This window comes from Pseudomonas sp. SED1, from assembly GCF_034044025.1.
In the GTDB taxonomy this organism is placed as follows: Bacteria; Pseudomonadota; Gammaproteobacteria; order Pseudomonadales; family Pseudomonadaceae; genus Aquipseudomonas.
In genome coordinates, this window is sequence record NZ_JAXCIS010000017.1 from 1 (window position 1) to 12,175 (window position 12,175).

The window sequence follows — 12,175 nt, forward strand, 5'->3', positions numbered from 1 at the left end:
ACCGTGCCCGCTTGAAATCCGCTTGCCTGGACGCGCCCCGATCATCTTCGCCTGCCCATCCCGCTGCTTGCCCGTACGCGCCTCGCTGATCAACCCCGGAATCAACTTGCCCTCCGGCAGATTCTTCCAGAACCGACTCGGCAAATGCCCTTCCATCACCTTGGGATTCAACCGCGCCGGGTTAAAGATATGGCTGTAGTACGTCAGCCACATCGCACTGTGGGGATCCTCGACATTCTGTGCCAACGCCTGCCACTCCACCGGGCATTGCCGCCGATGCATCAACTGCTCCCCGTCGTAATAAACCCCGTCCAGCGGCGTGGCGATCATCCAGCGGTGACGCCCCATGCGCCCGACAAAATGCTGGCTGGCAACCTTCAAGATGTCGTGGGCCGGCTCATGCCAAGCCACGTACTCGGGCAACTCCGGCCCCGCCTCTGCCGGCAACGCGATAAACCGCACAAACGCATGCAGGTGATGTGCCTCGCGCTGCACCTGCTTGATCCGCCGCTGCAACTCGCTGCCCAGCTTGTCCCCCGACATCATCGCCGTGCGGTCCCCATGGCTGACGCGCCACAACACCTCGTACAACAGGCTCCAGCGCTGTTCACCGTGATAACACGCGGCAGACTCCAGCAGCTCCAGCAGCGCCTTGGGAATCCGCGCCTGGAACGGCCCGCACTCTGCCGGGTACTGCTCGTCGGTGGCAAACAGGTCCGCCACCTCGGCCACGCCCCAACTCACGTGGCTGGGGTCAATCTGATGGCTGAGCAACCAGCGCGCCTGCTCGCGCCAGGTGCTGAACAGGTTGTCGCATTCCAGGCTGATCATCCCCACAGCCCCATTTGCTGCGGCTGCGGACGGTCGCGCAGTTGTTCGCGCAGCAGCACGCTGGTGCTTTCCGCCTGTTGCGGGTGGTAGTCACTGGTGATGAAAAACGGCTTGGCCTTGGCCAGCACACAGCGCATGCGCGCCAGGTCCTCGAAGCGGATCTTGCGCTGGCGACGCAGGTCCACCAGCCGCTGGGTGGTGCGCAGGCCAATTCCGGGAATGCGCGCAATAAGCGTAGGCTCGGCGCGGTTCAAATCCAGCGGAAATACCTCGCGGTGCTCCAGCGCCCAGGCCAGCTTGGGGTCGATATCCAGGGCCAGGTCGCCCGGCCCTTCAAACAGTTCATTGGCGCTGAACCCATAGCTGCGCAACAGGAAATCCGCCTGGTACAAGCGGTGCTCGCGCATCAGCGGCGGCGCAGCCAGGGGCACGCTTTTCGGGCTGTTGGGAATCGGGCTGAATGCGGAGTAATACACCCGGCGCAATTTGAAATTGCCGTACAACGCCTCGGCACTGTGGAGGATGGTGCTGTCGTCGGTGTCATCAGCACCGACGATCATCTGCGTGCTTTGCCCGGCCGGCGCGAAACGCGGCGCGCGGGGTTCGTTAAGCACGGTCTGTTCACCGGTGTAGATGGTTTGCATCGCCTGCTTGATCGAGACGATCTGCTTCTCCGGCGCCAGGGTTTGCAGGCTCTTGTCCGTCGGCAACTCGATATTCACGCTGAGGCGATCGGCATACCGCCCCGCCTCGGCAATCAGCGCCGGGTCGGCTTCGGGAATGGTCTTGAGGTGGATATAGCCACGGAAGTCATGCTCTTCCCGCAGGAGTTTGGCCACCCGCACCAACTGCTCCATGGTGTAGTCGGCCGAACGGATGATGCCGGAGCTGAGAAACAGCCCGCTTACGCAATTACGCCGGTAGAAATCGAGGGTCAGGGTCACCACCTCCTCCGGGCTGAAGCGTGCACGGGGCACGTCGCTGGAACGGCGGTTGACGCAGTATTGGCAGTCGTAGAGGCAGAAGTTGGTCAGCAATACCTTGAGCAAGGAGACGCAGCGACCATCGGGCGTATAGCTGTGGCAGATGCCCATGCCATCGGTGGAACCCAGCCCCGCCTTGCCTTCCGAGCTGCGCTTGGGCGCGCCGCTGCTGGCGCAGGAGGCGTCGTACTTGGCGGCGTCGGCAAGGATGCTGAGTTTTTCGATCAACTGCATGGGACTTCTACCGATACTGGTTTTTTGTACAGTATCAGCAGCAAGCCCCGGGGTTCAAGTGCCGTCTGTAGGAGCGAGCTTGCTCGCGAAAAACCTGAGAGCGCTGCGGGGTATCAGGTTTCCATCGTCATCGTTGACGACCTTCGCGAGCAAGCTCGCTCCTACAGTGGGCAGCGGGCGGTCCTCAGCTAGCGGTCGCGAACAAGAGATCCTGCACCGAACGGCCCTTGCCGCGGGTGCGGTCGTGTTCGTACAGCGACGCGGCAATCTCGTCGGCACGGATCGGCAGGATCGACAGCAAGGTGTCGCTCAAGCCATGGCTGGCCTGGCTGAAACCCTGCATATAGATGCCGGCCTTGCAGCGCTCGTCAGTGACAATGCGATAGTCGCGGCTGACTTCGAAGTCGCCCATGTATTCCGCCAACGGTGCCAGCAACTGGCGGTGCATCTGGCGCTCGTAACCGGTGGCCAGCACCACGGCGTCGTAATGGTTGAGGCTGGTCTCGCCGGTGGCGTTGTTGCGCAATGCCAACTCGACGCCCAACGGCCCGGCGGTGGCTTTTTCCACGGTGGTCAGGGTACGGAACGCGTGACGGGCGATGCCGGAGACTTTCTGGCGGTAGAAGATCCCGTAGATACGCTCGATCAGGTCCAGGTCCACCACCGAATAGTTGGTGTTGTGGTACTCGTTGACCAAGCGCTCGCGCTCACTGCCGTTCTGCTGGAACACCAGGTCGGTGAATTCCGGCGAGAACACTTCGTTGACGAACGGGCTGTCATCGGCAGGTTTTAGCGCCGAACCGCGCAGGATCATGTCCACCTGCACCGAAGGGAAACTGTCGTTGAGGTCGATAAACGCCTCGGCCGCGCTCTGGCCGCCACCGATAATCGCGATGCGCATCGGTTTGCCGTCGACACACGGCTGCTGGGCCATGCGCGCCAGGTACTGGGAGTGATGCAACACCCGCCCGTCGTCCTTGAGCGCCTTGAACGACGACGGAATACGCGGCGTACCACCGGCGCTGACCACCACCGAGCGGGTCGTACGTACGTGCTGCTCACCCTGGGCATCCCGTGAGATCACCCGCAACGCCTCAACCTGCTGCTGATGCAGGATCGGCTCGATGGCCAGCACTTCCTCGCCATAACGGCTTTGCGCCTGGAACTGCCCGGAGACCCAGCGCAGGTAGTCGTTATACTCCATGCGGCACGGATAGAAGGTGCCCAGGTTGATGAAATCTACCAGGCGCCCGTGGGCTTTCAGGTAATTGACGAAAGAATACGGACTGGTGGGGTTGCGCAGGGTCACCAAGTCCTTGAGGAAGGAAATCTGCAACTCACTCTGGGCCACCAGGGTGTTGCCGTGCCAGCGGTAGTCAGCCTGCTTGTCGAGAAACAGCACGTCCAGCTTGCCCTGGGCTTTCTCGCGCTCTTGCAAGGCAATGGCCAGCGCCAGGTTCGAAGGGCCGAAACCGATACCGATCAGGTCGTGAACCGCGGGCGATGCAATTGCCTGTGTCATTCCAGTGTCCTCTGGATAAGCCCCGTGGCGTTGGGGGCGGGAAAGCCTCAGCGACCTGAAGGCACAGCAACAGGTCATGTGTTGATAGAAGACGAGGACAATGAAAAAAAATTTAGCTACCGCTGGAATCAGTGCGCATCCCACTCACGCATACGTGCCCGGCAATGCTTCATGGCATTGACGATATGTTTTTCCACCAGCGCGCGGGAAATGCTCAGGCGTTCGGCGATTTGCAGGTGGGACATGCCTTCGAGCTTACGCAGCAGGAAGCTGTCACGGCAGAGCGGCGGCAGTTCGGCCAGGGCGCGCTCGAGCATCTCCAGGCGCTGGCCGTGATCCAGGCTGTGGTGGGGCGAGGACAGCGAAAAACGCTCTTCGCTGTCGAGTACTTCGAGGGGTTCATCCTGGTGCAGGGCGTTGCGCCGGTGACCATCAATCACCAGGTTGAGCGCCGTGCGATAAAGAAACGCCCGGGGCTGCTCGATCGGGACCTCACTGGCGCGCCCCAGCACCCGCACATAAGCGTCATGCACCACATCTTCGGCCACCTGACGGTTGCCCAGCCTGGCATTAAGGAAACACACCAGCTCGCGATAGTAGTTTTCCAACATGACTCCCAACCGCTTGGAGAGCGGCATTAGGTCCTTGAAATCGAAGATAACCGCCGTTTCGGTGACGCTGCTCGATGATGGCAGTTTGAGGCGTGTGTAATTTATAGTAATTCTCATCTAGTTTTAAAGAAGACTTGCATCGACAGGCCATTTTTTCTTCGACAAGAGCTGTAACCACATATGTAACGGCCTAAATCTTCGGCCAATTCTCTCGTTTACCTGACAGCTTCCCGCACCTGCGGCCCGATCTTTCCTGGCTGGAACCTAAGCATGAAACGCCCTCGACCTGCCCGACGCGCCCTGCTTGTGGTCGCGTGCCTGATTCCTGTTATTGGTGTCGCTGCCTGGCAGGTCCTGCCACCGGGCCGGGACCGTCTGACGACCGTCACCGTGACCCGGGGTGATATCGAAAGCAGTGTGACTGCGCTAGGCACCCTTCAGCCCCGGCGCTATGTAGACGTGGGTGCCCAGGCGTCCGGACAGATCCAGAAGATCCACGTCGAGGCGGGTGACGAGGTCAAGGAAGGCCAACTGCTGGTGGAGATCGACCCGTCCACGCAAAAAGCCAAGCTGGACGCGAGTCGCTATGCAATTGAAAACCTGCAGGCCCAGTTGCAGGAGCAACGGGCCCAGCACGAACTGGCGCGACAGAAGTATCAGCGCCAGCAACGGCTGGTGACGAGTAACGCCACGCGCGAGGAAGACGTCCAGACCGCCAAGGCTGAACTGAGCGCCACCCAGGCGCGTGTCGACATGTTCCAGGCACAGATCCGCCAGGCTCAGGCCAGCCTGCGCAGCGACGAAGCCGAACTGGGCTATACCCGCATCTACGCACCGATGTCGGGCACAGTGGTGGCCGTGGATGCTCGCGTTGGCCAGACCCTCAACGCTCAGCAGCAGACGCCGCTCATCATGCGTATCGCCAAGCTTTCGCCCATGACCGTCTGGGCCGAGGTGTCGGAGGCCGATATCGGCCACGTCAAACCCGGCATGAGCGCCTACTTCACCACCTTGAGTGGTGGAGCACGGCGCTGGACCAGCACGGTGCGGCAGATCCTGCCGATCCCGCCAAAGCCTCTCAACGAAACCAGCCAGGGCGGCGGCAGCCCTGCCAGTTCAAGCAAAAGCGGCAGCGGCCGGGTGGTGCTCTATACGGTGTTGCTGGATGTCGAAAACACCGACCATGCGCTGATGGCCGAAATGACCACCCAGGTATTTTTTGTCGCCAGTGCAGCCCACAACACCCTCACGGCGCCCATCGCAGCACTGCGCAGCGGCCCCACTCCAGACCGGCACATCGCCCAGGTGGTGGCGGCCAATGGCACGATCAAACGCCTCGAAGTGCGCACCGGTATCAGCGACCGGCGCCACATTCAGGTACTGGAGGGCTTGAACGAGGGCGATCACCTGCTGACCGGTACATCCGACGGCAAGGACGGCTGAATGCAAACGCCTCTGATCGAACTGCGCGATATTCGCAAGTCCTACGGCGGTGACGACAGCCCCAAGGTCGACGTGCTGCGAGGCATTGACCTGTCGATTCATGCGGGCGAGTTTGTCGCGATTGTCGGCACCTCGGGCTCCGGCAAATCGACCCTGATGAATATCCTTGGCTGCCTGGACCGACCCAGTCAGGGTGACTACCTGTTCGCCGGCGAAAACGTCGCCCAACTCGACAGCGATGAGCTGGCCTGGTTGCGTAGGGAAGCGTTCGGTTTTGTATTCCAGGGCTATCACCTGATCCCGTCGGGCTCGGCCCAGGAAAACGTCGAGATGCCAGCCATCTACGCCGGCCTGCCGGCAGCCGAGCGTCACGCCCGTGCCGCTGCACTGCTGGACCGCCTGGGCCTGGCCAGCCGCACCGGCAACCGCCCCCATCAATTGTCCGGCGGCCAACAGCAACGGGTGTCCATTGCACGGGCCTTGATGAACGGCGGGCACATCATCCTCGCCGACGAGCCCACCGGCGCCCTGGACAGCCAGAGCGGCGCGGAGGTCATGGCCCTGCTGGATGAGCTGGCAGGCCAGGGGCACGTGGTCATTCTCATTACTCACGACCGGGAAGTCGCCGCCCGCGCCAAGCGCATCATTGAAATCCGCGACGGCCAGATCATCAGCGATACCGCCCGACACGCCACCGCTGCCGATGCCCCCACAGGCGCCCTTCAGGCGGTGGACCTGCGCCAGCGCCTGGCCCTGGGCAGCGAGCACACCGGCGCCTGGAAAGGTGAACTGGTGGACGCGGTCCGCGCAGCCTGGCGGGTGATGTGGATCAACCGGTTTCGCACGGCGCTGACGTTGCTGGGGATCGTTATCGGCGTGGCGTCAGTGGTGGTGATGCTGGCCGTGGGTGAAGGCAGCAAGCGCCAAGTCATGGCACAGATGGGCGCCTTCGGCTCCAACATTATTTACCTCAGCGGCCACACGCCGAACCCACGCTCACCGCCTGGCATCATCACCCTGGATGACGTGGCTGCCCTTGCCGACTTGCCGCAGGTGCAACGCATCATGCCCGTCAACGGCGCGCGGGCGACGGTACGTTTCGGCAACCTTGACCACGCCGCCTACGTGGGTGGCAACGACACCAACTTCCCGACTATTTTCAACTGGCCGGTGGTCGAAGGCAGCTACTTTACCGAAGCGGATGAACAAGCAGCCTCGGCCGTGGCGGTGATCGGCAAGAAGGTCCGGGACACCCTGCTCAAAGACGTTGCCGACCCCATCGGCCAGTACATCCTGATTGAAAACGTGCCCTTCCAGGTGGTCGGCGTACTGGCCGGCAAGGGCGCAAGCTCTGGCGACCAGGACAGCGACGACCGGATTGCCGTGCCCTATTCCGCCGCCAGCATCCGACTGTTCGGCAGCCGCAATCCCGAATACGTGGCGATCGCCGCCGCCGATGCGCGCAATGTCAAAGACGCTGAACAGGCCATCGACCAATTGATGCTGCACCTGCATGACGGCAAGCGCGATTACGAACTGACCAACAACGCTGCGATGATTCAGGCCGAAGCCCGTACCCAGAACACCCTGTCGCTGATGCTGGGTGCGATTGCCGCCATCTCCCTGCTGGTAGGTGGCATCGGCGTGATGAACATCATGCTGATGACCGTACGGGAACGCACCCGGGAAATCGGCATCCGCATGGCCACCGGAGCCCGCCAGCGGGACATCCTGCGTCAGTTCCTGACTGAAGCCGTGATGCTTTCACTGGTAGGCGGCGTGACCGGAATTGTCTTGGCCTTGCTCATCGGTGGTGTGTTGACCCTCAGCGATATCGCCGTTGCTTTTTCCTTCCCGGCAGGCCTCGGCGCGTTCGCCTGCGCGTTGGTGACGGGTGTCGTTTTCGGCTTTATGCCAGCCCGCAAAGCCGCTCGCCTTGACCCGGTCACGGCCCTTACCAGTGAATGATCGCCCCATGAAAGCGCAATTGTCCCTCCTCGCCGTCAGCCTGATGCTGGCGGCCTGCAGCAACCTGGCTCCTCCCGTAGACAGTGGTGTGCATGCGCCCGCCGCCTGGCAGTCACCCAACCCCGACACCCCACGCCAGGACACCCGAAAATGGTGGAGCACCTTCGGCAGCCCGGCCCTCGACCGGCTGGTGAGCCAAGCCCAGCTTGGCAGTTACGACCTGGCTGCCGCGATCGCCCGGGTACATCAGGCGCAAGCCAGTGCCGTGATCGCCGGTGCACCGCTGCTGCCCTCCGTGGTGGGCGGCGTCAATGCCAGCCGCCAGAAACTGCTGCGCGGCAAGGGCTACAGCCAACTGGATGTCGACGATGACAACAAGGCCGTGGACAGCTTTGACGCGAGCCTCACCGCCAGCTACGAAGTCGATTTCTGGGGTGGCCGCCGCGCCGCGCGTGACAGCGCAACACTTGGGGTGCGTGCCAGCGAATTCGATCAAGCCACCGTAGAACTGACCCTGCTCAGCGGCGTGGCCAACAGCTACACGCAAGCGTTGGCACTCCAGGAGCAAAACCGTATCGCCGCGCTGAACCTGGCCAACGCGCGCAACGTGCTTGACCTGGTCCAGGCACGCTACACCGCAGGTTCGGCCACCGCCCTGGAGCTGGCCCAGCAAAAGAGCCTGGTGGCGGCACAGCAAAGGCAATTGCCGCAGGTGCAGCAACAGGCGCAGGAGGCGGTAATCACCCTGGCGGCCCTGCTCGGTGTACCGGTGCAACAGCTCGACCTGGGGCAACAACGCTTCGAACACATCAACTGGCCGGGCATCGCCGCCGGGATTCCCAGTGAACTGCTCAGCCGCCGCCCTGACATTGCCAGCGCCGAGGCCCGACTTGCCGCAGCCCAGGCCGACGTGGTCGTGGCCCGTGCGGCCATGTTGCCCACCGTCCTGTTGGGTGCCAGCATCGGCTCGGGCGCCAGCACCGCGTCAGACATTCTGCGAAGCCCGTTCTACAACCTCACCGCCGGGCTCACCGCGCCCATCTTCGACAACGGGCGCCTGGGGGCCGAGCGCGACAAAACCCTGGCCCGCCAGGATGAGCTCCTGCAACTCTACCGGGGCGCGATCATCAACGGGTTTGCCGACGTTGAAAAAGCCCTCAACAGCATCCACGGCCTCGACGAGCAGCGGCAGTGGCAGCGTGAAGAGCTGGACCAGGCGCAGAGGGCTTTTGAGATTGCCCAGAGTCGCTATGAAGCAGGTGCCGAGGATTTGCTGACGGTGCTGGAGACTCAACGCACACTGTATGCAGCGCAGGACCTGAACGTGCAATTACGACTGGCGCGCATGCAGGCGAGTATCGCGCTGTACAAGGCTCTGGGGGGAGGCTGGCAGGCACAGTGAAGCCATGCCTGCCGCAGGGCTAACCGATCAGTCCCAGAAGGAACGTCCGAGGGACAGGTGCCGTGCATACCATGGGCGTTGCGGCACTCGACGGAACAGGTCCTTCATACTCTCATCCGCCTCGAAAATGATGCGCAGCGCCAGCTTCATGGTCTCCGGATCCATTTCTACCGAGGTACCCACCTGCAGCCCGGGTGTCGTGCTGCACCCGTGCGTGGTGGGGCCGAGCCAAGGGTCACCCGCTTCGACCCAGCGCCCCGGCGCAAACCAGGGCACGCCATTGACCTCCATGCGCGTCAGTTCACCGGGATGAAAGCGCTCGTGAGCGCGAAACCAATCTTCCAGCCGATCGTCGATCCACCCGTGAAAATGCCAGAACACCGGATTCACATGGGAAGAAAAAGGATCCCCCAGAAAGTCGTTTTCGGCGATATACCAGCGCGGCGAGAAATCGGCCTGCCCCCTGGCAAAGGGTACCGGCGCGTTGTTGGACGGGTCACGCGGCACCGAGGCCCAGCGCATGTGCAACCAATCATGCAGGCCCAGCTCGATTTCGGAGCCGAACTGGCCAAGGGTCAGTTTCGACAAATAACGTGGGTCCCGGTACTGAGATTCCCAGACCTGAAAGTTGCTGTGGTAGGTCTCGGCGGACTTGATGTCACTGACCCACTGGCTATAGGTGTCGTCCCCTTCCGCCAGCCAGGTTGGCGGTAACGCAAACCCGTCATGGTTATCGAAATAGTGGGCAAACCCCAGTCGATCGCGCAACAGCTCAGGCTGTGGCAAAGGAAAGTGGCGCCAGGAGGGCAGTGCCTGCATCGAACGCGCCGTGGCAAGCATGTGCCGGTGCATGAAAAAAAAGTCGATCCCGGAGCCGTTTCGGTCCTTGTCCGGCCCGCGTGCGCCACGCTCCTGGTCCCTGGGGCCCGGCTGCCAGCCGATACCGCGCAGGGCACCGCGCTTGTCCTCCGGCAACTTGTGCCATTTGTCCCGCGAGGCGTGCCACAACTGGTGGAACAGCCGATGCTGTGGAGCGATCAGCCAGGCGAGCAAGGTATCGTTCAGTCCGATCCGCTCACGGGCCTCGGGAAAGCGGCGTTTGACAGCCACAAAGCGCAGGTCCAGCTCGGGCAGCGCCAGGGCGCGATCCAATCGCTGTACAGATCCGCTGAGGGTGCCGGGCCCGGCGTTGCCATAGGCCGCCCATACTTCGTCCAGGCTCGCCTTGAATTCGTAGCCAGGTGCGCCATCGGCCGCATCGCTGCGCCCCACTCGCCAATACAGTTGGGCCGCGTTGCCCGGGGCCAGGTCGCCGACCACCTGGTAACGCGGCTCGGCATCACTGCGCAACGCCTCGGCGGTGTCGAGGACGCCTACCAGGCCACGCCCGCGCGGGGCAATGTCGAGAAACAGTTCCAGCCCCTCGACCGGCAAACCCTCCAGGCCACCATCGGCGCCGATAAACTGAATGTCCCAAACCCCGCGCAGGCTATTGGCCAAATGCTGGCCGGCGGTGTCCGCCAACTCGACCGTCGCCTCTCCCGGGGTTTCGGGATGCGCCTGGCGCAATAGCTCGCGACGCCCATAGAACGCTGCCGGAACGGCTGCTCCGGTCAGCGCCAGACCCGCCATGAACCATCGTCGAGAAATCGTCATTGCCCTACCTGTGTCAGCCCTGAAGCAGGCTTTATCCAAGCTAGAACGTTCATGGCGCGAGAAAATTTAAGCCGCGCCCCTGCGGCTAAATTTTTTCGCCCGCGGCTCGTTCTTCCCAGATAGCAAAGGCCCCTGCGCCTGCATTTCGACGGTAGACCTGACTGAGATGGCGATGATTAAACCTCGTTCGAAGAAAGCCCTGTATATCGGCCTCCCGCTGCTGGTAGCCGTGGCCGCCGGCGCGGCCTGGCTTGTCTGGAGCTACTCCTCCGGCTATCCCGTCAAGGTGATGAAGCAGGCGACGGAGTTGCAGGACCGCATCATTTCCTTCGACAGCCATATCACCGTGCCCTTGACGTTCGGCACCGAGGGCAACGAGGCCGACAAGGACGGCCCACGGCAATTCGACCTCGCCAAGGCCAATCGTGGACGCCTGTCGGGCGCTGCACTGACCATATTTGGCTGGCCCGAAATGTGGAACGGCAACAACGCCCCCCATAAGCCCACTGCCGGGTTCGTCGATGAGGCCCGCAACCAACAGGAAGTGCGCTACAAAATCATCACGGGCATGGTTCGCGACTTTCCCAACCAGGTGGGCATCGCCTACACCCCGGACGATTTCCGGCGCCTGCACGGTGAAGGCAAGTTCGCAATCTTCATCAGCATGCTCAACGCCTATCCCCTGGGCGATGACCTCGACCAACTGAACCTGTGGACGGCCCGTGGCATGCGCATGTTCGGGTTCAGCTATGTCGGCAACAACAGCTGGTCCGACTCATCCCGCCCGCTGCCCTTCTTCAATGACTCACCGGACGCGCTCGATGGCCTGTCGGATATCGGCAAGCAGGCCGTGCAGCGCCTCAACGATCTGGGGGTGATCATTGATGTGTCGCAGATGTCGACCAAGGCCCTGGAGCAGGTTGCACAACTGAGCCGCACGCCGATGGTTGCCTCCCACTCCGCTCCTCGGGCGGCCGTGGATATTCCACGCAACCTCAGCGACAAGGAAATGCAGCTGATCAAGCAAAGCGGCGGCGTCGTGCAGGTGGTCGGGTTCGGCACCTACCTGCGCCCACTGACGCAAAAGACCCAGGACAAACTCAATGCCCTGCGCGCACGGTTCGACCTGCCTCCCCTGCCTAACCTGCATGTCGCGCTGATGCCCGGCGACCCGATAATCGCCGCCTGGCCCGAGCAGAAATTCGGCCAGTACGCCAGCAGCCTGTACGCGATCCTCGACGAGGAGCCCAAGGCAACCCTCAAGGACCTGGGAGATGCCATCGACTACACCGTGCGCAAGATCGGTATTGATCACGTCGGCATTGCTTCGGACTTCAACGACGGTGGCGGCGTGCAGGGCTGGGACAACGTCAGCGAAATTCGTAACGTCACCGCTGAACTGTTGCAGCGAGGCTACTCGGAAGCGGACATCGCCAAACTGTGGGGCGGCAACTTCCTGCGGGTCTGGGACCAGGTCCAACAAGCAGCCAAACCCGTCGCCTCCCTTTCTGCCAAGTGAACTGCC

Annotated in this window: 9 protein-coding genes; 4 read left to right on the top strand and 5 right to left on the bottom strand. The window is 62.4% G+C overall.

All coding sequences use genetic code 11. The features are described 5' to 3' along the window. The 4 genes from SNL23_RS02340 to SNL23_RS02360 form a co-directional block, all read right to left on the bottom strand. Positions 1–831 (bottom strand): TIGR03915 family putative DNA repair protein (locus SNL23_RS02340; protein ID WP_076014277.1); only part of this gene is annotated, 831 nt, incomplete at its 3' end. Next, the gene (locus SNL23_RS02345; protein WP_017476886.1) at positions 828–2,048 is read right to left on the bottom strand and encodes a putative DNA modification/repair radical SAM protein; all 1,221 of its coding nucleotides are present in this window, start codon (positions 2,046–2,048) and stop codon (positions 828–830) included. The genes SNL23_RS02345 and SNL23_RS02340, both read right to left, overlap by 4 nt. A 184-nt stretch (positions 2,049–2,232) precedes the next feature. Further along, entirely contained in the window at positions 2,233–3,570 is a 1,338-nt protein-coding gene (locus tag SNL23_RS02355; RefSeq protein ID WP_318301503.1) for a lysine N(6)-hydroxylase/L-ornithine N(5)-oxygenase family protein, read from the bottom strand. Between the two features lie 128 nt (positions 3,571–3,698). After that, a complete protein-coding gene (locus SNL23_RS02360; protein ID WP_167663060.1) occupies positions 3,699–4,181 on the bottom strand; it encodes a sigma-70 family RNA polymerase sigma factor in 483 nt (160 codons plus the stop codon). A gap of 270 nt (positions 4,182–4,451) precedes the next feature. Between SNL23_RS02360 and SNL23_RS02365 the strand changes: the two genes are divergently transcribed. From SNL23_RS02365 to SNL23_RS02375, 3 genes are read left to right on the top strand one after another with little or no spacing between them, the layout of a single operon-like run. Beyond that, on the top strand, positions 4,452–5,624 hold the full coding sequence (locus SNL23_RS02365) for an efflux RND transporter periplasmic adaptor subunit (protein ID WP_318301504.1): 1,173 nt from the start codon (positions 4,452–4,454) through the stop codon (positions 5,622–5,624). Further along, on the top strand, positions 5,625–7,592 hold the full coding sequence (locus SNL23_RS02370; protein ID WP_167663059.1) for a MacB family efflux pump subunit: 1,968 nt from the start codon (positions 5,625–5,627) through the stop codon (positions 7,590–7,592). Between the two features lie 7 nt (positions 7,593–7,599). Then, a complete protein-coding gene (locus tag SNL23_RS02375) occupies positions 7,600–8,994 on the top strand; it encodes an efflux transporter outer membrane subunit (RefSeq protein ID WP_076014282.1) in 1,395 nt (464 codons plus the stop codon). A 27-nt stretch (positions 8,995–9,021) separates the two neighbouring features. Here the strand turns inward: SNL23_RS02375 and pvdP are convergent, their stop codons facing one another. After that, the gene (gene pvdP, locus SNL23_RS02380; protein WP_318301505.1) at positions 9,022–10,650 is read right to left on the bottom strand and encodes a pyoverdine maturation tyrosinase PvdP; all 1,629 of its coding nucleotides are present in this window, start codon (positions 10,648–10,650) and stop codon (positions 9,022–9,024) included. 172 nt (positions 10,651–10,822) lie between these two features. On the opposite strand from pvdP, the gene pvdM reads away from it, so the two are divergent. After that, positions 10,823–12,169: a pyoverdine-tailoring dipeptidase-like protein PvdM gene (gene pvdM, locus SNL23_RS02385; RefSeq protein WP_076014284.1), complete on the top strand. Its 1,347-nt coding sequence runs from the start codon at positions 10,823–10,825 to the stop codon at positions 12,167–12,169. The last annotated feature ends 6 nt before the right edge of the window (positions 12,170–12,175 follow it).

Coding starts and splice junctions, on each gene's coding strand:
- SNL23_RS02345 (WP_017476886.1), bottom strand. CDS start 2,048: ATGCAGTTGATCGAAAAACTCAGCATCCTTGCCGACGCCGCCAAGTAC.
- SNL23_RS02355 (WP_318301503.1), bottom strand. CDS start 3,570: ATGACACAGGCAATTGCATCGCCCGCGGTTCACGACCTGATCGGTATC.
- SNL23_RS02360 (WP_167663060.1), bottom strand. CDS start 4,181: ATGTTGGAAAACTACTATCGCGAGCTGGTGTGTTTCCTTAATGCCAGG.
- SNL23_RS02365 (WP_318301504.1), top strand. CDS start 4,452: ATGAAACGCCCTCGACCTGCCCGACGCGCCCTGCTTGTGGTCGCGTGC.
- SNL23_RS02370 (WP_167663059.1), top strand. CDS start 5,625: ATGCAAACGCCTCTGATCGAACTGCGCGATATTCGCAAGTCCTACGGC.
- SNL23_RS02375 (WP_076014282.1), top strand. CDS start 7,600: ATGAAAGCGCAATTGTCCCTCCTCGCCGTCAGCCTGATGCTGGCGGCC.
- pvdP (WP_318301505.1), bottom strand. CDS start 10,650: ATGACGATTTCTCGACGATGGTTCATGGCGGGTCTGGCGCTGACCGGA.
- pvdM (WP_076014284.1), top strand. CDS start 10,823: ATGATTAAACCTCGTTCGAAGAAAGCCCTGTATATCGGCCTCCCGCTG.